Raw genomic sequence first — 22,773 nt, 5'->3', positions numbered from 1 at the left:
GATCTATCGTATTGGCCCTTTTAAATGTCTTCGTGAATGTGTATATTATACCCACATAATACACATGGGAGGCTATAAATGAGAACGAATGTCGTCATTGACGATGATCTGATGGCATCAGCCCTAAAAGCCGCAGGCTTTAAAACAAAGAAGGCGGCCATAGAGGAAGGATTGAGGCTGTTGATTCATCTCAAAAACCAGGCAGAATTAAGAAACTACCGTGGTAAACTCACCTGGAACGAAGATCTGGATAGGATGCGGACAGACAAATGATTATTGTAGACTCTTCTGTCTGGATAGAATATTTCAATGGAAAAAAAACAACAAAAACCGATTGGCTGGATTCAGCGCTTGGAACTATGCCCATCATAATGGGCGATCTTATTATGACAGAAGTCCTTCAGGGATTTCAAAAAGAAAAGGATTCTAAAACCGCCAAAGATCTGCTCTTGCGCTTTCCTTTTATGACTATGACCGGAAAGGAATTAGCCATAGAAAGTGCAATGAACTACAGGCTTTTAAGGGAAAAAGGCGTTACTGTCAGAAAAACCATCGATGTTATAATCGGAACATTTTGTATTCATTACCGGATGCATCTGCTGCATGATGACAGGGATTTTGATCCGTTAGAAAAAATTTTAAAGTTAAAGGTAATAAATACAGAACAGACTATCAGCCCTTAAACCTTACAACTCATCTCTTCTTATTCCAATATGCGTAAATGATGGGATGATTTCCAGTTTTTTACCTCACCCCGGCCCTCTCCTAATTAGGAGAGGGTGCCCGAAGGGCGGGTGAGGTTTACAATAATTTGAAATACAATTGGAATTAGGAGTAACCTATGACGAAATTGATAGCCATTGTCCAGTGCCATCTTGTTCACCAGCGATGTCCCGGATATTTCTGCGACAGGTCGTATGTGAATCGGACCGGAGGATTCAAGGGGCTGGATCTTGCCGATGATGTAAGGAAGCTGTCATTCACCTGCGGCGGCTGCTGTGGCAGAGCTCTCCACCGGAAACTGATCGTACTGAAAAAGAAAGCAAAGCAATACGACAATATCGAGGCTGATGAAATATTAGTTAAACTGGCGAGTTGTATAACCAAGGACAACTTCCATGGACCGGCATGCCCTCATCTAGACTATCTCAAAGACTTGATCCAAAAAGCGGGCCTCTCCTTCTCTTTAGATACCCATATTTCAGAAAAGGCGGAAGAGAAGAGAGCTAAAGGTATCTATAAGGAGATATAAAAAAATGGTACTTGAAAAAGATTGAATATCGTTATATTTAGTTTGATATTGGTGGGGAAAAAGATTTAGCTTGACTGAGGCAATTGGTGAGCGTAATACAACACTTAAGTACAATATAATAATCAACTCTTTGAAAGATTTATGACAGTATTAAGCCTTTTCAAACAAAGAGTTAGCGAAATTAGAAATGTGAAAAACTCTTTATATTTTTACAGCCTAAGCTCCTGTACTAAAGATTTTAAAAGAAATTGGAATGCAAAGTTAGTTTGAGGTAGAAATGAAACAGTTTATAATCGACAATGCACAATGGATATTCAGTGGTGTAGGAGTTGCAATACTTGTAGGTATGCTTCGACTTTTTTTGGGCCGGTGGACAAAAAATCGGAGACTTAACTCCGCCCATTTTCCCCCTCAAAGTATTACCGCTGGACATGCCTCCACAAATGTTCAAACAGGTAATGATTCAACAGTTTTAATATCCACGAACCATCTAAAAGAAGATGGGATAATACAAACCACAAACCCTATTAAGATCGACAACAAAGGTGGTTTTGATTATAAAACCAAAATTTCAGAAGGTGATTATCAAGAATTCATTTGGGGTGCAACTACAGTAAGGATATCTATCACCGAAATCGTGAAAACCGATTTTGAATTTTTGTCAAATAAAGTCGCAAAGGATTTACTTGGTGCTATAATCTATGTCTCTACTGGAGGCGGCATAGTATATGGTGGAAAATATTGTAAAGAAACTGGAGTTAATCAGTTCCTCGTCCCACAAAAAAAATTTGACGATGAGGTACCGTATTCTGTTTATAATTTCTGCGTTAGTAAAGACTCTTTCAGGTTTTTCAGATTGTTTATTGATCATGTCAATCAGCATAATCGACAGGTAACATTAGATATTTTTTTTGCAGAAATTACCGATGTCAAAAAAATCTAAACGTGTGAATGCAAGAGACGGTGGGAGATGAGTATTGAGAATTACTTTTTAAGAGGAGATTTTAAACTATGTATTACATTTTACGTGAACAGACCAAAAAATCGATTTTGGATATACTAGACGAATCGATTTTTACACGGGATGGTTTCAATTGCCACTTCAACGAAGGTGATTTAATTCTATCTATAAATTTCAACGATAACGATCAGTTCAATTTCCAAATAAGACAAGATATTTTTAATTCGAAATGGACAGTAAGTGAAAAACCTGGAGATACCTTCTATAGTGATGAGGCAAAATCCTATGATACATTTGAAAAAGCACTCGATCGGATAAATACATGGATTGAACACATTCTTGAGGAACTTTCTCTGTCATCCGCCGAAAATCGTGACAATTTCGGTATACTACGTGATCGTATTAATGAACAAGCAGAAACTCTGCCTGACCCTGATCAGCCATTTAACAAAGCCGAAGCTGTGGTATGGGAGCGGCGCCTAGATAATCTGGTAAAACAGTTTGAGCAATTGCAGAAGGAACAAAAAGTTTCGCAGCTCCAAGTTTATAAGCTTCAGTCCGAGGTTCAAAAACTTAAGGAACAAATAACCAACATTCCTAAACGCACTTGGGTGAAGAGTGCGGGATTACGTGTGTTGCGGATAATAGAAACTGTCGCGGCTTCAGAAGGTCACGAACTAATCGACAAGGCAGTAAGAGGGCTTATAGGTGATGGAAGTTGATGCTGTCTCCTTTTTCTGAATACTTATTCTCGCTCAACAAACGCATGCAAACGACCAACAATAAACTGGGTGTAACTATATTCAAGTTACAAAGGAAACCCTCATGAATACCACCATTTCCCGTCACCATTCATCATCTTTTCAAAGTCGCCCCGTTCCGTTTGCCCCGATACTCCTGGGTATAGCGCTAGTGTTTATGTTTTTCTGCGCGGGATGTGCAACCGTGGGGCATGACTTTAATGTTCTACAAGTCCCGAACATACAGTTAGGGAAAACCACGCAGAATGAAATTCGCGCAATGTTCGGGTCTCCCTGGCGTGTGGGAATCGAAGACGGCAGGCGGACATGGACGTACGGCAAGTATCGCTACAGGCTTTTTAGTGAAACGAGCACGCAGGACCTAGTTTTGCGATTCGATGACAAAGGAATTGTCACCTCCTACACCTTCAACACGACCGAACACAAGGAATGAATTTTTTGGGGAAATGCCGGGGTAAACGCCGTTCTATCCGATGATAACCCGCACCGCATCGAGAAGAAATAACCCGCTGAAAAAAATAAGGAAAACGCCGCAGATCCCGAAGACGACTTTCTGGAACATCCGTCCGAACACATGGCCGCCTTTGAAAGAAACGGCGGAGAGAAAGGAAAACCAGATCAGATCGCAGAGCCAGTGGACAACCGCGAAAATGACAAATCCCATGACGCCGAAGGTTACCGCCTTGGCGATCAGGCTCGCGCCCACAGTAGCCCACCATATAAGGAAATAGGGATTCCAGAGGCTGAGGAGAATTCCGGCGATGAGCGGAGTGCTTCCGTCGGATTTTGGTTCTTCCTGGGCGCCGCCGATGCTCCGCAGCATGCCGATGCCCATGTATAGGAGGAATGCGCCGCCCAGTGAAAAAATGGCCGCTTTTACTGCGGTCATACTGAGCAGGTATCCCATCCCGAGAAAGATGCCGGCCATGAGGGGAAATTCCACCACGCCGTGGCCTACCGCAACCATCGCCCCGGCATAAGGGGAGCGCGCCCCTTTGCCGACTATGACCGCGGTGATCGGCCCGGGTGACATGACCCCGGAGAGGGAGATGAGAACGGCTTCGAAGAGAAATGGTATCATGAAATAGTTCAGTCCTTTTTCTGGTTAGCCCGGATAATTCATAAAAAATATTTGTCTCGATACATTGAGCGACAGATCCCCTCTGCCTGTCGGCATCTCCCCTTATTAAGGGGAGAATTCATCGCAAGCATTGTTTATCTATCAAAATCTCTTTTTTTACCCCCTTCGATAAGGGGGTCGCCGCATAGCGGCGGGGGGATCTTATCCTTAAATTAATGAATAGGTCAGATTAGATACTGTAATATAGCATCGAAGAAGCATGGTTTTCAAGAAAGTAAAAAGTGAGGTATATCATGGCGCCGCCAACTATCATAAAAAAAATCACCGACACCATCTGGGAAATCCCTCCCGCTTACAAAACCGGCATGCGTGTCCCGGCGCGCATCTACGCCACTGAAAAGCTGCTTGATGCCATGGACGATGGGGTTTTCGAACAGGTGTCCAATGTGGCCACACTGCCGGGAATAGTGAACTATGCCTTTTGCATGCCGGACGGCCACTGGGGGTATGGTTTCCCCATCGGCGGGATGGCGGCGATGGACCCGGAAACAGGGGTGATTTCGCCAGGCGGCATCGGTTTCGATATCAATTGCGGCATGCGCCTGGTGCGAACAAATCTTACCTATGACGAGGTGAAACCTCGTCTCCGCGAGCTTGTGGACAGGCTCTTCGCGCGCATTCCCGCAGGTGTGGGCGCGAAAGGATTCGTCAGGCTCACCAGAGATGAATTCCGTGCGGCGGTGGAAAAGGGATGTACCTGGTGCCTCAAAGCAGGATATGCAACCACGGACGATCTGGAAACCACCGAAGAGGGCGGCTGCATGAACGGCGCCGATGCCTCGAAAGTGAGCGACAAATCGGTCGACCGCGGGCACGACCAGATCGGCACTCTCGGCTCAGGTAACCACTACCTTGAAGTGCAGGTGGCAAGACCGGAGAATATATTCGATACATCACTTGCCGAGGCGTACGGCATAACCATTCCCAATCAGGTTGCCGTAATGATTCACTGCGGAAGCAGGGGATTCGGCCATCAGGTTGCCACCGATTATCTCCATGCCTTCCTCGGAGTCATGGAGAAAAAATACGGGATCACTACACCGGACAGAGAACTGGCCTGCGCTCCTTTCCGTTCACGGGAGGGCCAGGATTATTTCGCCGCCATGAAATGCGCCATAAATATGTCCTATATCAACCGTCAGGTTATCCTACACCGGGTGCGCGAGGTATTCTCGGATATTTTCCGCAAGGATCCCGCCGAACTCGGCATGCGCCAGGTCTACGACATCGCCCATAACACCGCAATGCTTGAGGAGCACGAAGTCGACGGGGTGAAACGTGAGCTTCTGGTACACCGTAAAGGGGCGACCCGGGCGTTCGGCCCGGGAATGAAGGGTGTGCCGGAGAGGTACAGGCAGGCCGGGCAGCCGGTTATCATCGGCGGGAGCATGGAAACGGGATCTTACCTTCTGGCAGGTGTGAAGACCGGCGAACAGGCTTTCTTTTCCACCGCCCACGGCAGCGGGAGAACGATGAGCCGTCACCAGGCCAAAAGGATGGTGAACGGCAGACAGCTCCAGACGGATTTGGAAGCGCGGGGAATATATGTCCGCACCGCCTCCTGGTCGGGTCTTGCCGAAGAGGCTGGCATAGCGTACAAGAACATTGACGATGTGGTTGAAACCACCGAGCTCGCAGGTCTTTCCAAACGGGTGGTGAGATTCATACCGATCGGAAATGTAAAAGGATAATCCATGCCCTACCGCTACCTGGAAGACATTGCTGCCGCCGATGCTGCGTTCGAGGCGACCGGGGAAACGCTGGAGGATTTGTTTACCGCCTGCGCCGACGCGCTCATGAATGTGATGGTGGAAAACCTCGAATCTATCCGCTCAAAACGGTCTCTGGAAGTAAGCCTCGATGAGGAGAGTTTGGAGATGCTGCTTTTCGGCCTTTTGGAAGAGCTGGTGTACTATAAAGACGCCGAGCAGCTTTTACTGCGGGTAAAGAAAATAAATGTTGCCACAGGAGCAGAGCATTACAAGCTCGAAGCAATTCTTTCCGGTGAAAAAATAAATCCTGAGAAACATCATCTCTTGGTGGATGTGAAAGCGGTCACCCTGCACCGCTTCAGGGTGGTAAAGACAGATGGAGCATGGAAAGCGACTGTGGTGGTAGACATATAAATAATGGTTCAGAAATTTGGCTCCATTTTTCATGAAGAAGCTGCATAACCTCGTGTTTTTAAACCTCACCCCCCGTCCCCCTCTCCTAGTCAGGAGAGGGGGTAACTCATTGCGGGCTATGTTTTTTCCCTCTCCTGACTCCGGGGTCCCCACTGGTGCGAAGCACCTGTGGGGTGGATAGAGAGGGTGGCCGAAGGCCGGGTGAGGTTTTCGTCAATTCAGAGAGCTTTTTAAAACTTTTTACTGGATCATCATATATATAACACTAAAGCATTTTTTACCGAACAAAATATCTCTTCGGCATGTTATAAAAAAACACCCTCTAGCTTGACAGCCATTCCGTTTCCCGATATATTTTCTTTCACTGATCGTTGAACTTTGACCTTTAAGCCTTCAGCTTTGGACTTTTTTGTACTTTGAATTGGACTTTGGATATTTTTAGGAGATGGCCATGCACAAACCCCTCCATGCAACCACCACTGACCGCCTCAGAAAAATTATCCTTTCGGACGATTACAGCGACGGCGACCGGCTTCCCGCAGAGCCCCTTCTGGCAAAAAACCTCGGGGTTTCACGGGCGACGCTCCGTGAGGCGCTGAAGCAGCTGGAAAGCGAAAACATCCTCTACCGGATACATGGGGTCGGTACATTTGTAAAGACTCACACTCCTTCCATTTCACTTGAACTTTCCATACCCAGGAGTATCACCGAACTGATCGAATCTCTGGGGTTTATTCCGGGGACCCGCTCAATGAAGGTGACAACGGAACTGGTATTTCCGGACGATGTGGACCGGTTCAAAATCGAGCCCGGATCGAATGTCGTCCGTATGGAGAGAATCCGCACAGCAAACAGCCAGCCTGTCGCATATACCATCGATATGACGCCAGTCTGGGCCATGAAACAGTATCCCTCCCGGGATGGCGAAGAGAATTTTTCCCTCATAGACCACCTGAAAACACGCTGTGATATCCGCTTTGCCGAATCACGATCTATTCTCATGCCCCTCCATAATGTTCACAGTGTGGCGGAAAAACTGGAGATCGATCCTTCTTCCCATATCTTTTTTGTCGAAGGGCTTGATTATACAATCGACGGTTTTCCGGTGCTCATGTCACGAGAGTACTTTGTCCCCTGGATTTTCCGGTTTAATGTTGAAAGAAAAGCCTGAAATGTTCCTTGAGTTTTGTCGAATCATGAATACTCATAATTGTACTTGACAATCGTCAAATTATCATTTAATTTTACTTTAGTAAAATTTTCCCGATTGTACTTTTTAAAATTGGTTCTTCTCCAAAAGAGTTGGTAAAGAAATTAACTTATAGGGGTTGCATTGAGGGAATGATCTCAATCCAACCCTTAATTGAAATATGTTGTTAGTTGCTGTCAAGCCCAAGCAAGTCAGCCTTTGGCTGAAGCTTGACAGATTGAGGTCTGCTTTGATTATTTACGTAACAAAACTTTTTTTATCCATAACGATGCAAAGTCCCCCTTTGGGGGATTTAGGGGGCTGCATCTCATAGAGTTATCTCATTTTGCACTGCTAAATTTACCAACTCTTTTGGAGAAGAGCCTTAAAATTATACATTATGACATAAATAACGCATGTTTTGAGTGTTTAGATCCTGAAACGAGTTCAGGATGACACGTGTCATGCCGAACTTGTTGCCGCTTCGCGGGAACGATGAAAGCGCAGCGCATCTTTTAGCAACCGTTTCGGCATCTATCTTGAAATGAAACGCAATAAATATATCGTCACTTTCTCCTTTTTTAATTCAGGCGGGTGAAAAAAATGACCCGGAAATCAAGATTCGGAACAACAGTATTGATGATGGGGATATTTTGCCTGTTTCTCCTCATGGCGGTTTCACCCCTGACCGGGGATTATTCAGCGAAACCGGAAAATGAAATATTCCCCATAGGTTCGGTGCATAAAACCGCCCTGGAGTCCTGGCCGAGAAAGATAAATCCCCTTCATGCGCTCGTGGTGTTCACCAAATTCAAGGGGGAAACTCCGGGCGATACATTGGCGCCTCCCTGGGCGAAGGACCTCTTTAACGGACAGTCGGGAAGTGTGAATGATTTCTTCAAGCAGGTTTCCTTCGGCCAGTATGCAGTGACCGGCGAATATCTCCCCAAAATGTACGAAATGCCTCAGGATACCACCTACTATCGCACCAGCATTCTCTATAGCCAGGATATCATACGAATGCTGGATGAGGATCCCACTGTAAATCTTGCGCTGTATGACAATGACGGCCTTGATGGGAAACCGAACAGCGGCGATGATGACGGCTTCGTGGATTATATCGTACTTGTACCCCGCACCAGGCCTTACGATTTCATCATGCAATACGCCACAGGTGTGATGAACCTCATGTTGAAAGATACCTTTATCACCCACCACCCGAGCGCCAACGGTGGTTTCATCAAAGTGGATTCTTATTCGGGGAGTATTAGCACTGCACTGAACAGATACCAGGCGCTCGGCACCATCGTGGCCGAGATCGGCCATGCCTATGGGGCGGAAGATCTCATGGACAAGGTTTATCCAAGTCCGGAGGACGATTCCGCCGGAGTCGGCTACTGGTGTTTCCTGGGGCATGGCGCTTTGGGATGGGGTGGAATCACCGGCTTCCCCGTCGGACCCTGCGCATACAACCGCATGCTCATGAACTGCATCGGCGTCCGTAATGTCAATCTGGTCGATATAGGCGGTACACGGTCAAATGTAAGGTTGAAAGATGTGGGGAATCCCGATGGCAAGGTATATCGCATAAGGATTGGTCCCGATGAGTATTTCCTGATCGAATACCGTAATAAAGACGGCGGCTTTTTCTATGACACTCAGCTTCCCAAGAGCGGCCTCTTGATATGGCACATCCAGGAGCGTGAAAGCAACTCGACCGAAGAAGTGAAACTCAGCGATCTGGAGTGCGCCGACGGTCTCTATTGGGATTACGGCTACCCGAAAGGGATATATCCCGACCCGGAAACGGGCAAAGACAACCTTGATTTCTGGGCGCACGATGTCCAGTATACTCTCAAGTATAACGGAAACCTGGGAGATTCAACCGATGTCTTCGACGGGGTAAACTATACTGCGTTCGGTAATAATACAAATCCCAGTTCCCGGTCCAATAATTCAAGGTTTGATTCCGGGGTGGAGATATTCAATATCCGAAAAAGCGGCGAAGATATGCTTTTCGATTGTGTAATTACTTCGTCCTATGAAATACCCAAACTGCGCGGGCTTCCCCTTGTGGGGCTTGCTTTCCAGAAATCGAAACTGCAGCTTGAAACATCAGGACAGGGGAAAGCGGTGTTCCTGATGAATTTTGGTCTCGATACCAAACCGGAGATTATGGTTTCCGTCTCCGACGATTCTCTGAAGGCAGAGAAGATAGTCTCGTTATCCCGTTATGAGACCCAGAGAATCATCGAACAGTTCCTGCGAAGCGGCGAAGGTGAAGGAGGTGGTTTCAGTATCGTCCGTGAAAACGTCACCCCTGGTGAATTCGAGAATACAGCGAAAGAGTTTGGTTTAAATTCCGGGGAAATCTTCCGTGGCGCGTCGCCGCGTTATATACAGAAGCTGACACTCGTTGCTGAAAAAAATGACCTGCCGTTCGTGGTCGCTCTCAACCAAAACTTTCCCAATCCATTCAACAGCGAAACGATTATACCCTATATACTGTCAAAAAACGGGGTTGTGACGCTGGAGATATACAATCTTATCGGCCAGAAGATTCTGGCGATGGATCAGGGGTATCAGAATGCCGGTTCTCACATCCTGCGGTTTAAGGCCAACAAACTGCCGAGCGGACTTTACTTTTACCGGCTTCATGGGTCCGCATTGTCGCTCACAAAAAAATTCATGATAATCAGGTGAATTGACGTGATCAGAAACAGGATAGTACCTGCTGTATGCCTGTCGGCGCTCGTTTTCATTCTCTTCGGCTGCGGTAAAAACACAACCGGGAATGATAATCGTGGGAATGCGCGGATTTCCGTTATGATCAATGATGCAACCGGGACTCCGCTGACAGGATTTCTGGTCAGTACCACACCCGCCACAAAAACAGCGCTTACCGATTCCCTCGGCAGCGCCGCGCTGGAAAATATTCCTCCGGGTGAATACAAAATCACCATTCAAAAAACGGCCTTCGCCCCCTATACAAAGAAAACTCTTCTCGTTAACGGTGTAACCGAAAATCTCATCATGGTGTATCTGCCCGAAGCAGCGGTCACGATTAAAGACGACCGTGGTAAAAACTGCCCAGGCGCAGTGATAACCACCGATCCGCAGACCTGGGAACGTATCGCCGATGCCAGTGGACAGGCAGTTTTTCCGGCTATGCCGCAGGCGCCTTTCCGTTTTGTAGTAAAACGGGAAGGGTATCCGGTTGAATATTTTGATACCGTGACCCAAAAAGATATGCTGATTACCGTTCCCTCCGGCAGCCCCCGGATTACCATACTTTCTCCGGAAGACGCAAAGTCTTTCAGTGCTCCCCGTAACATCCGCTTCTACGGAAAAGGAAACGACATTGAGGACGGCGAGCTTCCCGACAGCAGCCTGGTCTGGATCTCGAGCATTGACGGTGAACTGGGACGGGGGAAAGATATTACGGTGAAGGAGCTTTCCATCGGCCAGCACATAATTTCATTTAGTGGAACAGACAGCAACGGAAAAACCGGTAAAGCAGAGATATTAATTTCCGTGGCCGATTATCAAACCGACACCTATTTCCCTGTTCCGATAGGGGCGACATGGAGTTACCGATACCTTAATCCTAAGTTTTACATAAAAGAACAGGGACAATACGTAAATTATATATTAAACAAAATGACAGTGAAGATCGAAAATGACAGCAAGAACAATCCGGTGCGAAGAATTGAAATTGATTTTGAAGCAGATACTGTACACTATTTGTATATTCTCACCGACAATCTGGAAATAAAAGAATACACTATTTTCGTTACCGCGACCCAGGAACAGCTCTTTATATTACAATCTTATGCACTGCCCATCATACAGATGCAAATAAACACCAGCTATGTTCCTTCCAGTATATTTCTCAAGAATATCACCGACATCACTGCGGAAACTACGTATGAATCTAAAGTGCAGGCCTCAACGACGATGGTCTACTACATTCGCGGCGCCCCCGCGGAGGCTTTCACTGAAACCACTCCGCTCACGACAACAGTCAAGGTGGGCGGCACTGGGTTCATTGCAACCGAGAGAGGAACTTTCAATGTGGTTAATCTTACCCTCCGCCAGGGTGAGTATACCAGAAACTGGGCGCTGTCAAAAGGGGTGGGAATTATCAGATTTGAGGACAACACATTCCTGGACAAAGGCACCGGGATTCTATCGGATGCCAGCATTCTCAAATTCTGGGTACCAGGCGCTTCTAAGCAGGTTTCCGGGCAGATGCCCTCTTCTTTTAAACCCTCACTGCCTGCTCTCATCCTGGGCAGCGATACCTCCAAAAATCTCTTCGCTCTCAGAACTTTTCTCCGAAGCATGTGTCCGAGATAAAAAATTCCGGTGGAAAATTTCTCCTTCATCCCTATATTCTCAATAACGATATAAACAATTGCGCGTTGATTGCGCTATTAGATCCTGAAACGAGTTCAGGATGACAACTGTCATGCCGAACTTGTTGCCGCTTCGCGGGAACGATAAAACCGTTTCGGCATCTATCAGTAAACCATGTCATGCCGAATTTATTTCGGCATCTATGTGCGATCCGGGAGGAATCCATGCCGTGGCCTGTCCTTACCACCTATGAAAAAGAAAAGCTCAGAGAAATCGCCTTCCCCATCGGAGGCATCGGAACCGGAACTGTATCGCTGGGAGGAAGAGGCAATCTCCGCGACTGGGAGATCATGAACCGCCCGTCGAAAGGTTTTGCGCCGGAATTCGGGTTCTTCGCCCTGTGGACGAAAAAGGGAAAGGGAAAACCGGACACCCGTCTTTTGGAAGGGGTCATTCCCTTCCCCTACACCGGTTCGAGCGGCGTACCCGGCGTAACCTCCGGCATTCCAAGGTTTCGGCGTGCGGTGTTTCACGCCGCATATCCTCTCGGAAGCATCGAGCTCAGCGACCCGTCAGTGCCTCTTGCGGTGACTCTTGAGGCATTCAATCCTCTGATACCCCTTGACCCGGAAAAATCCGGACTGCCGATAGCAGTGTTCAGCTTTACCCTTGCAAATCCGGGAGCGGAACCGGTGGAGGCTTCCATTGCCGCCTCGCTCCAGAATTTCATCGGAAACGACGGCGCCGAGCGGTTCAAGCCCAAATACACGAACGAGTTTCGCAGGGGACAGGGGTTCTCCGGACTCTTCTACAGCGCGGAAATCAAGGAAGGCGCTATTCCCCAGAACGGCACCATCGCACTGGTCACCGACGGGGACAAGGTCAGCTATAACCGTCACTGGGCTCGGTCAAGCTGGCGTAACGATCTCCTGGAATTCTGGGATGATTTCTCGGAGGATGGGGTTCTGGTCGATCATGAAGCGGATGGAGATCGGACCTATACCGGATCGCTGGCCTCATCCATGACGGTCCCGGCGAAAGGAAAACGGACGGTGACGTTCCTTTTGGCCTGGCATTTCCCGAACCGAACCGCACGGGGCTGCGGATGGCAGCTTCAGCCCGGGGGAAAGGACGGCCCGGTGGGGAACTACTACGCCACTCTCTACAAAGACGCCTGGGATGTAACAGAGAAGGTGATGCCGGAGCTGCCCGGCCTGGAACGGGAAACGGCCGCTTTTGTGAATAGCTTCTGCGAGAGCACCCTTCCCCATGCGGTGAAGGAAGCCGCGCTCAACAACATCTCCACCCTGCGCACCCAGAACTGCTTCCGCACAGGGGACGGGCATTTCTTCGGTTTCGAAGGTGTCAACGACAAGGGCGGCTGCTGTCACGGAAGCTGCACCCATGTGTGGAATTACGAGACCACCACGGCGTTTCTCTTTCCCCAGCTTGCCCGGAGCATGCGCGAGGTGGAGCTGGTTTACAGCACCAATGAAAGCGGGCTCAATTCATTCCGGACAGCGCTCCCCCTGAAAATGCTCTGCACCGAGTCCAAGCCCTACGGCGCGGCCACCGACGGCCAGATGGGCGTGATCATGAAGTGTTACCGCGAATGGCAGATGTCCGGCGATAAAGAATTTCTCAAAACCATGTGGCCCAACGCCAAAAAAGCGCTCGCTTTCTCCTGGATCGAAGGCGGCTGGGACGGCGACCGTGACGGCGTGATGGAGGGTGTTCAGCACAACACCTACGATGTGGAATTCTACGGCCCCAATCCCATGCTGACCGGCTGGTACCTGGGAGCGCTCCGCTGTGCGGAGGAGATGGCGAAAGCCATGGATGACCGTGAGTTCGCCGATACCTGCCGCGCGCTCTTCGAGAAGGGGAGCCGGTGGATTGATCAGAACCTCTTCAACGGGGAATTCTACATCCAGAAGGTGCAGCCGCCCAAAGACAAGGAAAAAATTCCGAAAGGCCTCCTGGTCGGCATGGGCTCGAAGGACATGGACAACCCCGATTTCCAGGTCGGCCCCGGCTGCCTTGTCGACCAGATGATCGGCCAGTATATGGCGCACATTGTGGGGGTGGGATACATCGCCGACCGGAAGAATGTACGAAAATCCATGGAATCGGTGTTCAAATACAACTTCCGTGAAAACTTCTATACTCACTTCAACGTTCTCCGCACCTATGTGATCAACGATGAGGCCGGACTGCTCATGTGCAGCTGGCCGAAAGGAGGCCGTCCGAAGGTGCCTTTCCCCTATTTCAGCGAGGCCTGGACCGGAGAGGAATACATGGCCGCGGCTCTCATGATTTACGAGGGCCTGATGAAAGAAGGTCTCAAAGTTGTGGAAAGCACACGAGTCCGCTTCGACGGCGAGCGTCGGAATCCCTGGAACGAGCCGGAATGCGGCCACCACTACGCCCGCGCCATGTCTGCATGGTCTGTTCTTCTGGCGCTCACCGGGTTCCGGTACAGCGCGGTGGAGAAGGCGATCACTTTCGCTCCACGAACCAACGCCGATGATTTCCGCTCGTTCTGGTCGGCCGGCGCCGGGTGGGGTACATACAGCCAGAAAAAGACTGCCGGAAGCCTGAATGCAAAAATTGCGCTCGCGCAGGGAACTATGGAGTTGGGAACAATCACCCTTGGGCCGGGGAATCCGACGATGAAACAGGCCTCGGTGAAACTTGACGGCAAGCCGGTTCCCGCATCGGTCAAAATCTCCGACGGCGCAGCGGTGGTAACGTTGAAGAGTCCGGTCACGATGACAAAGGGAAGCGTGATTGAGGTGGAGGTGGTATAGAAAAAAAAGAATCCAGAAGTCAGAAGCAAAACCTCACCCGTCCTTTGGCCTCCCTCTCCTAAATAGGAGAGGGTAATAACAAGGTAAATAATGAGTTACCCCCTCTCCTGACTAGGAGAGGGGGACAGGGGGTGAGGTAAAGAACGCAAGAAAAATTATGGTAATCTTACTTTTGTCGAGTCATATATCATCTTCACCCAATTTCTTACAATTCTTTAATCTTGTTAATCCTGTTAATCCTGTCAAAATTATTCTCTTTTTTTTTCAGATTTAAGAAATTATACACGAAATCCACATAGGGCACCCCCGGAAACACCGCATCTCATCCCGTTCAAACAGCGGACGTGATGTAAAAGAGCGGAGGGCGGGTTTGTAAACCTGCCCAGTAATCCGCCCGTACCTGTCACTTCACCATGAGCATCTGCCGGGTTTCACTGAATTTCCCGTACTGGAGCCGGTACAGGTATATCCCGGAGGCCAGGCTGAGCCCATTGAAATTCACCCGGTATTCGCCTGCCGCCTTGTAACCGTCGACCAGGGTTCCCACCGCCTGGCCGAGAAGGTTGAACACGGTCAGGGTCACCTTTCCCGGTTTATAGAGAGTGTAGGCGATGGAGGTGCCGGGGTTGAACGGGTTAGGGTAATTCTGCCGGAGGGCGAACGGAACGGGTGATGCGATAGTCGTCTCATCGACAGAAGTTATATTGCCCCGGACGAACCATACCGGAAGAGAACCGCGGTGGTATGATGTTTCAGTCCCGGACGGGGTCATCTTGTCATCCTTCAGGGAAAGTTTGTAGAGAGTGTTGTAACCCGTTGTTTGACTGTACCGCTGATAAATGACCGTTTTATCGTCCGGCGAATATCTCGCAAATCCCAGATTAGGGAAAGGGCCGCTCGAGGTGGAAACAACCCCGTTGACATGGAGTGTGGACGTGGTCTGCAGATAGAGATCGATCGCTGTAATGGAATTGGAGTATTTGCCCGCAGTATTCTGGAACATATCACACACGATATAGCGGTCGTTAGTCTGAGCGTAGGACGGGTTTCCCACTTGAGTGCCCGAGCCGGTCGGGGTGTTTACCCGTGCAATAATCCCACTCTTGACATCCAGGATATTGATATCCCAGAATTCAAGGGGATTCCCTCCCGTAACCGGAATCTGATGGAATGCATCATAAAGGACCTGGGTCCCGGTGGAGTCCCACTCCAGTTTGTCGGCCTCAACTGTAGTATAATTCTTGATCCCTTCAGTTCCCGGAGTATAAAGGAGAATTGCCCGGCTCTTGCCCGGATTGTTCAAATCGAGAATGTATATGGTGCTGTCGGAGTTTACCGTGGTTGCCGCCAGAGTGTTGCCATCCGGCGAAAGCGCCAGCGAACTCCATTGCCCCGTGCTGTCAATCAGTAATTCCTGGTACGTATCGATCTTGATCATGCGCAGATTGTTGGATGAGTCGACAAAGATCAGCTTGGAGCCATCCGAAGAAACGGTGAGCGGACTGGCGGTTCCGGTGTAAACCATGGTCAAGGTGGGTCTGGAAATATCCGGTGCAGTCTGAATAACCGTTTTCCCTAAAAGCAGGTTATTCAGGTTCTGATAATCGTCCACAAAAGCGATAATATTGTTTCCAGCGATCGGAGTAGTATCTACAGGGGGCTGAGTGGGCGCCGCATCGAGGATGCCAACCTGGGTGAACGATTGCTTCACCGCCGAAACTTCGTTGGAAGCGGCCCCGAAAAGGTCGGTAGCCGACTGCACCGCTGCCAGCCGCATATCGGTAAATTGCGCCTCGGGCGCCAGGTACCGGCTGTTGAGAACCCGGTAGAGTATATTGGCAGTTTTATCACGGCCTATAGACTCTCCCAAAAGCGCCCAGGCCCGTGAGGGGATGCTCATATTATAGTGAACTCCGCCTTCATCCTGGCTCAACGGAAATGTTTTATAGCCCGACATGTCTGCCGGCATGTTATATTTTGAAGGGTTCAAAAGATCCCGGATGGGGCCCTTCGGGAGGGTTTCGCCGACCTGCCAGTTCGGATCGACCATGCAGGCCATGACATCCGCGATTGCTTCATTGAGCGCACCGGGCTGATTTTTATAGTTCAGCCCCACGGTATATTCGACAACCCCGTGAGTCATTTCGTGCGCCACCACATCCTGCGCCCGTGTAAAAGGCTCGGCATCACCGAAAGCAAGCACTCCGCCGCCGGCCCAGAACGCATTATCGAGAGGCTGGCCGTTGTCCGTATAATGCATGATCAGGTGAATTTCACCGTTTTTGGCGTCCAGGCCGTTACGGTTCTCCTTGGTGAGGTAAAAATCGTAGGTCACACGGGCGTTGGCATGCGCCGAGACGGCCAGAGAATCGGTCCAGGTGTTGTCCGTTGAGGAATAGGGCACAGGCTGGGTGGTTGCGCTGATAACTTTTCCGTTAGCGCTGTATGTCTGTATTTTCGCAGTACTGTCTTCCAGATAATAGACGCCCTGGTCCAGGGTCACATTAAGAGTACGGGTTTTCCCGAGAGCATCGACAGCATTGGCAGTGGACGGAGTACTGCTTGTGGCGGCATTATACGATTCCAGTATCTTTCCGGTGCGGGCATCCACAAAGGTAAACCAGCGCTCACGGAGACTGGGCCGGATTGTAACCTGCCATGCAAGAAGCGATTGACCCGTAGCATCGTCGACCCAGATCACAAGCTGGGCGGAAGGACCGGTGTATCCAAGGATTTTTCCCCATCCTTCAGGCGGAAGAACGGTTGTCCTGCTGGAAAGCTCGAGCAGAGCTTCTTCAATAGCCCTGGCCATATTCACCGGGACATCATGAACATCGATACCCTGGGGTGTGGGTGAATACCTGCCGTTCATTGCGTAAGGAATCTGATCACGGTCAAGATGAACCACAAGCCGGTGTTCCCACACTGTCACTCCTTCGTACACTTGATTGAAGCTGATATGATAGAAACCGTCTTCGGTTTGTGTAAGCGAAAAGGTTTTCAGTTCTTCCTGAGGGTTGTTCAGTTTGAAAATCTCCCGGTTGGTCTGTATGAAATCCAGAGCGATTCCCTCCGGAGAAGCTCCAGCCTGTTTCTTTGCTGCCCCGGGGTGCATGTGCGATATCAACTCACGATCCAGGAAAATCGGCGTCCCATTATTGGCGTCTTTTGGGAAGTCAAGCTGGCTGCTCTGATTCACGGCAGTTTTCCCGGCAGAGCCGGAGGGAAGGAATGACTGTTTCAATTTCTGGGCTATATCTGCCAGTTTTTGGGCATCCAATCGTTGTTGGGAGGTGGAAAATGCACCTTTTTTCACCGGGTGCCCAGTGGGAGGAATCGCCCCAGAAAGATGGGAAAACACCATAAGGATTGTGAATGCTGCGAAAAGGAAAGCTGCTGCTTGACGAAAAGGAGATTTTGACATGGCGGAAATCCTTATATTTGGAAGAGGATACATTTCCTAGGAAAGAAGAAGTAATATATGAATTATACAAAAAAACGGTAAAACAGGGAAGAAAAAAAGTTCTTATACCTTTATTAATAATATAGTAATATCGGTATTGATTATCAAATTCTTTTTTTAGATTTTTCAGCATATATTTTATCGATATTGACTTTGCGAACTTTGCGAGATATTTATCTTCATTTCGGATTCCGGATCATGCTTTTTTCACTTCTTTCAAGGAGGTTTGTGCCATGGATACTGAGATATCCCGCCGGAAATTCATAGAAACGGGCGCTGCTGCTTCGCTGAGTATGGCGCTGGCCGGGAATGCCTCCGGGCAGGCGGCTTCCGCAGCGCAAAAAACAGTAAGGGTGGCGGTGGTGGGAACCGGAAAGCGCGGCACCGGCCTTCTGGGAACCATGCTCACCATGACCGGGCTCAGTTTCCCGGCGCTTTGCGACATCAATACCGAGAACCTTGCCCGTGCGCAAGATCTGGTGGTAAAAGCCGGATACCCCAAGCCGGAAGGCTATACCGGAAGCGACCATGCCTACGAGAAGCTCATGGCTCGCGACGACCTCGATGCGGTGATCATCGCCACTTACTGGCAATGGCACACGCCCATGGCAGTTTCGGCCATGAAAAACGGCAAGTATGCCGGAGTCGAAGTTCCTGCGGCGATCACTCTCGAACAGTGCTGGGATTTGGTGAACACCCATGAACGCACAGGAGTTCCCTGCATGATGCTCGAGAACTGGAGCTTCCGCCGCGACAACCTGGCGGTGCTGAACATGATCCGTCAGGGGCTTTTCGGAGACATTGTCCACTGCCACTGCGCCCATTCACATGACTGCATCGACCATTGGTTCTTCGACCCGCAGGGAAATATGACATGGGGAGGGGAATTCCTGGTAAAACGCAATTGCGACCAGTACCCCACACACAGTCTCGGCCCGGTGCTCTCCTGGATGGACATCAACTGCGGGGACGCATTCGATTCCCTGACCTCGACCGCCACCGCCTCAAAGAGCATCAACGCCTATTTCGCCCGTAAATTCGGCCCGGAGCATCCCAACGCCAAACGGAAATACAAACAGGGGGATATTGTCACCTCCGTGGTGCGCACCAAGAAGGGGAAATCCCTTGTCATCAACTACGATATGCAGCTCCCGCGCCCTTATGACAACCGCTGGATGATTCAGGGGACTCTCGGCCTTTATGACGAGGACCGCAGCGTGGTGTACATCACCGGAAAAAGCCCCCAATACCACCAGTGGGAGCCGTTTGCCCCCTACCAGGAACGGCACGACCATGCCTGGTGGAAGGATATGATGGGCAGCCCCGAAGAAATGGGCCACGGCGGCACCGACTTTCTGGAGCTGAAACTCTTTCTGGCGGCGGTGAGAAACAGAACCCAGACCCCGATAGACGTTTATGATTCGGCGACCATGAGCTCCGTTGTCGCCCTCTCAGAGCATTCCATCGCGAAAGGCAGCGCTCCGGTGAAGTGCCCTGATTTCACCCGGGGGAAATGGGAAACACGAAAACAGGTGTTTGGATAAAAAAAGTCCAAAGTAAAAGACTGTCTGAACCACTGATTTGTGTGATGGAAATGATAAAAGATGATGAAAAGATTAGAGCAAAGCCCAAATAGGCTTTGGACTTTCTTTACATTCCCAGCTTCTTTTCCAGAACCTCGGCGGCGACCAGAACCGTGCCGAGAGCCTGCGAATAGGGCGGCGAATAGGCGAGGTCGAGATTTGTCAGTTCGGGGATGGAAATCTTTCCGGTGAGCGCGGTGGCGATGATGTCGATAACCTTATCCACTTTGTCGTCGCCGAAAGCCTGGGCGCCAAGGAGTTTTTGAGCGCCCCGGTCAGCAACCAGTTTAAGGGTGATGCTTTTCGCGCCGGGATAGTAGTTGGCAGAAGTGGAAGTGGTGACTGTGACCGAAACCGGGTTGAAATCTGTTTCCGCGGCTTCCTTCTCATTCAGTCCGGTGCGGCCGGCTGTTTTATCGAACACTTTGACGATGGCTGTGCCGAGGACTCCGGTGAACTGCTTTCTTCCGCCGGCGATGTTTGCCCCGGCCACCCGCCCCTGTTTGTTGGCAGTCGAGCCGAGAGAGAGCCAGAAAGGCTTTTTGCTTACCAGGTGAGTTGTTTCAGAGCAGTCTCCCGCCGCAAAAATTCCCCTAACGGAGGTTTCCATCCGTGGATCGACCTTGATGGCGCCGGTGGGGCCGACGGCGATACGGGCTTCACGGGCCAGCCTGGTATTGGGCTTTACCCCGACCGCAACGATCACGAGCCCGCAGGGATATTCCTTCCCTCCCGCAGATACCGCCCGGATGAGACCGTTTGGGTCTCCGCTGCAATTTTCTACTCCCGTTCCGGTCAGAATACTGACACCCTTGGATTCCATATGCTCACGAATGAGGGCGGACAGGTCAGGATCGTATTGCCTGGGCATCAGATGATCGGCGGCCTCGAATAAAGTGACCTCAATTCCCCGCCGGAGCAGGTTTTCCGCCATTTCAATCCCGATGAACCCGCCGCCCATGATACAGGCATGTTTCACCCTGCCGCTGTCCACCAGGGATTTGATGGCATCGGCGTCGGAAATGGTGTGCAGCGGGTGGATACCCTTCAGTGTGACGCCCTCCATCTCCGGGATTATGGGGGATGCTCCGGTGGAAATGAGAAGACGGTCATAGGGCATGAAAGAGATTTCCCCGGTGTTCAGGTCGGCGACCTTCACTGTCCGGTCAAATGTGTTGATAGATTCCGCCCGATGCCTTAAAAGAATTGAAATCTGCTGTTTTTCACGGAATGCATCGGGTGAGCGGGCAAAAAGGCTTTCCCGTTTCTCCACAACTCCGCCGATATAGTAGGCGAGACCGCAGCCGATGGAGGAGATATATTCCTCTTCGGTGAGGATGGTTATCTCCATGCCGGGATCATCACGGCGCGCTTTGGACGCCGCCTTGGTTCCCGCGGCCACTCCGCCGATCACCAGGAGCTTGAGCGGTTTTTTCATAATAGTTCCTCGAAAGTCTATAACTTGGATTATTCATAAGTTTCTTCATATACTGTTTTTTTTGTTTGCGTTTTTTTACTACAGCCCCCTAAATCCCCCGGAGGGGGACTAAAAGACTGCAAAAGAAGGCATAATCGGTTCTTTAAAAAAAAGTTACACTTTCGCATTTTCATCTTTAACACGAAAAGTCCCCCTTCGGGGGATTTAGGGGGCTGCATTCCAAAATGAATAATAAGTATTTGTTTAAAAAAAGTTAAGAAAGTATCATAGTGAGTTTATGAATAATCCAGGTTACTCACTTCTTATAATAACGGCCAGAATTCCGCCCACTACCACACCGAACAGCGCCGAAGCATAGGGGTCTGAAGTTATGGGGCAGGTGCCAGTCCGGCATCCCACGAACTTGTAGTATGCCAGGCTTATCAAAGCCCCCACGAACGCGCCGATCACTATGCGGATTACCAAATTTATCATACTGTTCTTTAGTCCTATCTCAGCAGCACCATCTTTTTTGTCTCGGTGAACCCGCCGAACCGGAACCGGTAGAAGTACGTCCCGGATGCCCGGCTGGTAGTCTGCTTTTCAGACATTGATACCGAATCTATATTCTAACCATTCATTTCTAGTAAAACAATGTTTTTTTCATGAATTTTTTTTTTAAAATCAGCGGTTCTGGGGACGGCAATCAATGTAATGAACGGGGAAAAACTCAGGTTACACCCGGTCGAGCTCCATTTGCAGAGCTGTTTCCTGCTGCACCCCGATCAGCCTTTTTACCTCCTGCCCGTTTTTGAAAAATATCACCGTGGGTATGCTCATGATATGGAATTGCTTTGATATTTGTGGATTTTCATCCGTATTAAGTTTGTAGAAACTGAACTTTTCCGAATTTTTCTCCGCCACTTTTTCCAGGATTGGAGTGAGCATCCGGCAGGGCATACACCAGGACGCCCAAAAATCGACAACAACCGGCTTCTGTGATTCGAGAACCTCGGTTTTAAAGGTATGGTCAGTGACTTCAGGCAGGGCGCTCATGACAATCTCCTCTTGTGTTTGTTATAAATGACTATGGTTATCATACTATCTGTAAAACACATTTTATACGCACGGCGAAGAAATACGTTTCAATATGCGATTTTCTCTATGTATATCGCAAAGATCGAGAAGGCCCTGATTTTTCAAACACCCACTTGATATTCCTTTAACGGTTATGTATGTTTCTGAAATTATTATCGTTGATTACCAGATATGTTTGGGTGTTACAACCCCTTGTGAAAACCACGTGTTTAAGGTAATATACTACAATGTCTGATAGAACTCAAAATGATTCAACTTCTCATACACCGCCCCGAATCAGCGTCATCCTTCCCACTCTCAACGCCGCCCGAACATTGGCCCGCTGTCTCGATTCCATCCGCAGGCAGAACTATCCCTGTGAACAGGTGGAAATTGTGATGGCTGATGCAGGCTCCACTGATGGTACCCTGGAAATTGCGGAGAGGTATGGGGTGAACCGAATCGTGCCCAATCCCCTTCGCACCGGCGAAGCGGGCAAAGCCGCAGCCATTAAGGTTTCCTCCGGGGAAATTCTCGCCCTTATCGATTCGGACAACATCCTCGAAGACAACGGATATTTCTCGAGGGCGGCGGAAATTTTCCGTGATGCCTCTGTTGACAGCGCGGAACCTCT

General features: G+C 49.5%; 19 protein-coding genes. 14 read left to right on the top strand and 5 right to left on the bottom strand.

Features of this window, described 5'->3' with window-relative positions:
- The first annotated feature begins 78 nt into the window (after positions 1 to 78).
- The 6 genes from Q8O92_08360 to bamE all read left to right on the top strand — a co-directional run bounded on the left by Q8O92_08360 (position 79) and on the right by bamE (position 3,407).
- Positions 79 to 273 (top strand): type II toxin-antitoxin system VapB family antitoxin, encoded by a 195-nt coding sequence (locus Q8O92_08360; GenBank protein MDP2983327.1) that lies wholly within the window; start codon positions 79 to 81, stop codon positions 271 to 273.
- Positions 270 to 683 (top strand): PIN domain nuclease, encoded by a 414-nt coding sequence (locus Q8O92_08355; protein MDP2983326.1) that lies wholly within the window; start codon positions 270 to 272, stop codon positions 681 to 683. Before Q8O92_08360 ends, Q8O92_08355 begins: the two co-directional genes overlap by 4 nt.
- A gap of 158 nt (positions 684 to 841) precedes the next feature.
- Positions 842 to 1,252 carry a CGGC domain-containing protein gene (locus tag Q8O92_08350; GenBank protein MDP2983325.1) on the top strand — a complete coding sequence of 137 codons (411 nt, stop codon included), beginning with the start codon at positions 842 to 844 and terminating at the stop codon, positions 1,250 to 1,252.
- A 277-nt stretch (positions 1,253 to 1,529) separates the two neighbouring features.
- Positions 1,530 to 2,195 carry a hypothetical protein gene (locus Q8O92_08345; GenBank protein MDP2983324.1) on the top strand — a complete coding sequence of 222 codons (666 nt, stop codon included), beginning with the start codon at positions 1,530 to 1,532 and terminating at the stop codon, positions 2,193 to 2,195.
- A gap of 68 nt (positions 2,196 to 2,263) precedes the next feature.
- Positions 2,264 to 2,935, top strand: a complete 672-nt coding sequence (locus Q8O92_08340) for a hypothetical protein (GenBank protein ID MDP2983323.1) — start codon at positions 2,264 to 2,266, stop codon at positions 2,933 to 2,935.
- A gap of 103 nt (positions 2,936 to 3,038) precedes the next feature.
- Positions 3,039 to 3,407 carry an outer membrane protein assembly factor BamE gene (gene bamE / locus Q8O92_08335; protein MDP2983322.1) on the top strand — a complete coding sequence of 123 codons (369 nt, stop codon included), beginning with the start codon at positions 3,039 to 3,041 and terminating at the stop codon, positions 3,405 to 3,407.
- A 33-nt stretch (positions 3,408 to 3,440) separates the two neighbouring features.
- Here bamE and Q8O92_08330 read toward each other — a convergent pair whose 3' ends face one another.
- A complete protein-coding gene (locus Q8O92_08330) occupies positions 3,441 to 4,055 on the bottom strand; it encodes a LysE family transporter (GenBank protein ID MDP2983321.1) in 615 nt (204 codons plus the stop codon).
- Positions 4,056 to 4,348: 293 nt separating this feature from the next.
- Here Q8O92_08330 and Q8O92_08325 point away from each other — a divergent pair, with 293 nt between their 5' ends.
- From Q8O92_08325 to Q8O92_08300, 6 genes are all read left to right on the top strand, one after another.
- Positions 4,349 to 5,806: an RtcB family protein gene (locus Q8O92_08325; GenBank protein ID MDP2983320.1), complete on the top strand. Its 1,458-nt coding sequence runs from the start codon at positions 4,349 to 4,351 to the stop codon at positions 5,804 to 5,806.
- 3 nt (positions 5,807 to 5,809) lie between these two features.
- The gene (locus Q8O92_08320) at positions 5,810 to 6,241 is read left to right on the top strand and encodes an archease (GenBank protein ID MDP2983319.1); all 432 of its coding nucleotides are present in this window, start codon (positions 5,810 to 5,812) and stop codon (positions 6,239 to 6,241) included.
- Between the two features lie 451 nt (positions 6,242 to 6,692).
- A complete protein-coding gene (locus Q8O92_08315; protein ID MDP2983318.1) occupies positions 6,693 to 7,412 on the top strand; it encodes a GntR family transcriptional regulator in 720 nt (239 codons plus the stop codon).
- A gap of 621 nt (positions 7,413 to 8,033) precedes the next feature.
- A complete protein-coding gene (locus tag Q8O92_08310) occupies positions 8,034 to 10,133 on the top strand; it encodes a T9SS type A sorting domain-containing protein (protein ID MDP2983317.1) in 2,100 nt (699 codons plus the stop codon).
- A 6-nt stretch (positions 10,134 to 10,139) separates the two neighbouring features.
- Positions 10,140 to 11,789 carry a carboxypeptidase-like regulatory domain-containing protein gene (locus Q8O92_08305; protein MDP2983316.1) on the top strand — a complete coding sequence of 550 codons (1,650 nt, stop codon included), beginning with the start codon at positions 10,140 to 10,142 and terminating at the stop codon, positions 11,787 to 11,789.
- A 224-nt stretch (positions 11,790 to 12,013) separates the two neighbouring features.
- On the top strand, positions 12,014 to 14,599 hold the full coding sequence (locus Q8O92_08300; protein ID MDP2983315.1) for a GH116 family glycosyl-hydrolase: 2,586 nt from the start codon (positions 12,014 to 12,016) through the stop codon (positions 14,597 to 14,599).
- Positions 14,600 to 15,002: 403 nt separating this feature from the next.
- Here the strand turns inward: Q8O92_08300 and Q8O92_08295 are convergent, their stop codons facing one another.
- The gene (locus Q8O92_08295; GenBank protein MDP2983314.1) at positions 15,003 to 18,023 is read right to left on the bottom strand and encodes a M4 family metallopeptidase; all 3,021 of its coding nucleotides are present in this window, start codon (positions 18,021 to 18,023) and stop codon (positions 15,003 to 15,005) included.
- 272 nt (positions 18,024 to 18,295) lie between these two features.
- Here Q8O92_08295 and Q8O92_08290 point away from each other — a divergent pair, with 272 nt between their 5' ends.
- Positions 18,296 to 19,606, top strand: coding sequence for a Gfo/Idh/MocA family oxidoreductase (locus Q8O92_08290; GenBank protein ID MDP2983313.1), 1,311 nt, complete (start codon positions 18,296 to 18,298; stop codon positions 19,604 to 19,606).
- Between the two features lie 106 nt (positions 19,607 to 19,712).
- Here the strand turns inward: Q8O92_08290 and Q8O92_08285 are convergent, their stop codons facing one another.
- The 3 genes from Q8O92_08285 to trxA form a co-directional block, all read right to left on the bottom strand.
- Positions 19,713 to 21,083 carry an FAD-dependent oxidoreductase gene (locus Q8O92_08285; protein MDP2983312.1) on the bottom strand — a complete coding sequence of 457 codons (1,371 nt, stop codon included), beginning with the start codon at positions 21,081 to 21,083 and terminating at the stop codon, positions 19,713 to 19,715.
- Between the two features lie 291 nt (positions 21,084 to 21,374).
- On the bottom strand, positions 21,375 to 21,557 hold the full coding sequence (locus Q8O92_08280; protein ID MDP2983311.1) for a DUF6132 family protein: 183 nt from the start codon (positions 21,555 to 21,557) through the stop codon (positions 21,375 to 21,377).
- Positions 21,558 to 21,797: 240 nt separating this feature from the next.
- A complete protein-coding gene (gene trxA / locus Q8O92_08275; protein MDP2983310.1) occupies positions 21,798 to 22,118 on the bottom strand; it encodes a thioredoxin in 321 nt (106 codons plus the stop codon).
- 269 nt (positions 22,119 to 22,387) lie between these two features.
- Between trxA and Q8O92_08270 the strand changes: the two genes are divergently transcribed.
- A partial coding sequence (locus Q8O92_08270) for a glycosyltransferase (protein MDP2983309.1) occupies positions 22,388 to 22,773 on the top strand: 386 nt, incomplete at its 3' end.

The sequence above is a fragment of the Candidatus Latescibacter sp. genome (assembly GCA_030692375.1).
Lineage (GTDB): Bacteria > Latescibacterota > Latescibacteria > Latescibacterales > Latescibacteraceae > JAUYCD01.
The sequence above is the reverse complement of the archived record's forward strand: the minus strand, read 5'-3'. Positions and strand labels throughout refer to the sequence as shown.